Here is a 2,456-nt window from a genome sequence, read left to right on the forward strand (position 1 = left end):
AAATCCCAAAAAATGCACACTTTTTCCGGTATACCCTTCAAAACCCTTGCACTAATTTCTGTGTTTATCAGCCTCTAACCTTTGATATATCAAGGTTTTAGGTTTATTCAGCAAACCCTAATTACCAAATACCCAAACGTTTACGCGCTTCCTCTAAAGATACTCGTTTATCAGATTGAGAACGTCGGGCTAAAAAGTCCATAAATTCCTGATTTTCTTGCAGTGCTTGAACTTCAGCAGCAAAATCATCAACCACACACAAAACAAACTCCCATCAGCTTTCTTAATAATTACAGTATCATTTTCCGCTAATTCTAATAATTCGGATATTGTTAATGTAGCTTGGGAAAGCTCAATAGTTCTCATAAATTTTCATCCTGTTCATCCTTTAATCCTGGACATCCTGATATGGCTACGCCACGCTACGCTATCAGACATCCCTATTCCCTGCTATCAATAAAAAAAAGAGGTCATCACTGACCCCTAAAAAATCTACCAAAATAATCTCTGATGTATGTATAGAAATTACGCCAAACCAGTATTTGTACCTTGCTTACCAGTTGCTAATTCCACTTTAACAATCTTACCGCCCATTTTTTGAATCCGTTGTTGTTCACGGAACCAGTTTTCATAAGGAACTAACTTAGTGAAGTAAGTATTTTGTAATTCGCGTTGGGTGCGAGTGCGAGTTAAGCTAGGAACACAAGCAGTTACTTTAAATAAACGAGCCATTTTTTTCTAAACTCCGTGTTTGTTTGGAAAAACTTTTTTATCTCAAAAATCTTGAGTACAAATCTTTAATTTATCTGTAAGGATTTAAATGATTTAGCTGTCATCGGTCAAATCTCAATTTACCAAGCCAAAATAAATAAATAAATATTAATTATTCTGACTCCTGACTCCTGACTCCTTACTCCTTACATTTCAAAGCCTGGAAATCAAACATCAACACTAGACCGCTAATACTCATGTTTAGTAAGCAATAGAACGACCTAGAACTCATGGTTGATTTCCAGACCTTAATCAAGCCGCACCTAAATTATAAGTGCAAACTTACTCCTAGCTCAAGCCAGAGGAGATATAGTCGAAGTAAACGCCCATTTCTTTACCAGCGTCAGGACCAACCAAGCTTGCAGTTACTTCTTTCATAGCTTGGATAGCTTGAACGGTAGCGCCTACGGGTACACCCAAGGAGTTGTAGGTTTCTTTCAAGCCGTTTAATACACGCTCGTCGAGGATGGAAGGATCTCCAGCCAACATAGCGTAGGTAGAATAACGCAAGTAGTAATCCAAGTCACGGATACAAGCTGCGTAACGACGAGTGGTGTACATATTACCACCGGGACGGGTGATATCAGAGTACAACAAGGATTTAGCTACAGCTTCTTTAACGATCGCAGCAGCGTTAGCACTGATGGTTGTAGCTGCACGAACGCGCAGTTCACCAGTAGCGAAGTAACCTTTGAGCTTTTCTAAAGCAGCGGTATCAAGGTATTTACCTTGAACGTCAGAGGAATTAATTACAGAGGTAATTGCGTCTTGCATTGTTGTTATTTCCTTATTTCCAGATTGATTGCAACAGTTTTCAGTTTCAGCAGTTAATTAGCTGTAACCTATGACATTGCACCAACAACGTAGTCGAAGTAAGCGCCAGCTTCAGATGCGTCTTCAGCAGACAACAAGGTAGAAGCAACAGCTTTCATAGCAGCAACGCCACCAGCAACAGCGTCAATGGGAGTACCCAAGGACTTGTACATTTCACGTACACCAACGATACCGATTTCTTCGATGGGGGTGACATCGCCAGAAACGATTCCGTAGGTTACAAGACGCAAGTAGTAGTCTAAGTCACGAAGACAGGTAGCTGTCATTTCTTTACCGTAAGCGTTACCACCGGGAGAAACAACATCAGGACGCTTTTGGAACAATTGATCGCCAGCTTGCTTAACGATGCGCTCGCGGTTGTCGGTCAATACTTGAGCGATGCGGAGACGTTGTGCGCCACCAGAAACAAAGCTCTTAATGCGATCTAATTCACCAGGGCTGAGGTAGCGAGCTTCTGCATCAGCATTCACGATGGACTTCGTGACGATACTCATTAATGGATTCCTCCAAAACTAATGACACCAGTTTTTAAACTGGTAAGACTTTGATTTGATTGATAACTGTTTTGCATCTTAGTACAAAGTGAGTCACATTTACTCAACAAAAGTACATAAGTTGAAAAACTTAATTATCCTTCCGCAAAATATTCTCCGGCATTATGTTGAGCATTTATTACTGCTCTTAATACTTTGTAATATTTTCTTTCAGAAATGGGAATAGGAGTCAGGAGTCAGGAGTCAGGAGTCAGGAGTCAGGAGTCAGGAGTCAGAAGTCAGAAGTCAGGAGTCAGGAGTCAGAAGTCAGAAGTCAGGAGTCAGGAGTCAGAAGTTAATATTCTCCCCCTGCTTCCC

Annotated in this window: 4 protein-coding genes; all 4 read right to left on the reverse strand. The window is 40.8% G+C overall.

Going from position 1 to position 2,456, the window contains the following annotated elements; genetic code table 11:
- Positions 1-121 precede the first annotated feature (121 nt).
- Positions 122-256: a hypothetical protein gene (locus FFR48_RS30305; protein WP_268932475.1), complete on the reverse strand. Its 135-nt coding sequence runs from the start codon at positions 254-256 to the stop codon at positions 122-124.
- 269 nt (positions 257-525) lie between these two features.
- Entirely contained in the window at positions 526-732 is a 207-nt protein-coding gene (locus FFR48_RS27210; protein WP_096567343.1) for a phycobilisome linker polypeptide, read from the reverse strand.
- A 327-nt stretch (positions 733-1,059) separates the two neighbouring features.
- Positions 1,060-1,545, reverse strand: coding sequence for an allophycocyanin subunit beta (gene apcB / locus FFR48_RS27215; protein ID WP_015213876.1), 486 nt, complete (start codon positions 1,543-1,545; stop codon positions 1,060-1,062).
- A 68-nt stretch (positions 1,546-1,613) separates the two neighbouring features.
- Positions 1,614-2,099: an allophycocyanin subunit alpha gene (gene apcA / locus FFR48_RS27220; protein WP_137669508.1), complete on the reverse strand. Its 486-nt coding sequence runs from the start codon at positions 2,097-2,099 to the stop codon at positions 1,614-1,616.
- Positions 2,100-2,456: the final 357 nt, after the last annotated feature.

Origin of the sequence: Sphaerospermopsis reniformis (assembly GCF_005402885.1) — a bacterium.
GTDB classification, from domain to species: domain Bacteria; phylum Cyanobacteriota; class Cyanobacteriia; order Cyanobacteriales; family Nostocaceae; genus Sphaerospermopsis; species Sphaerospermopsis kisseleviana.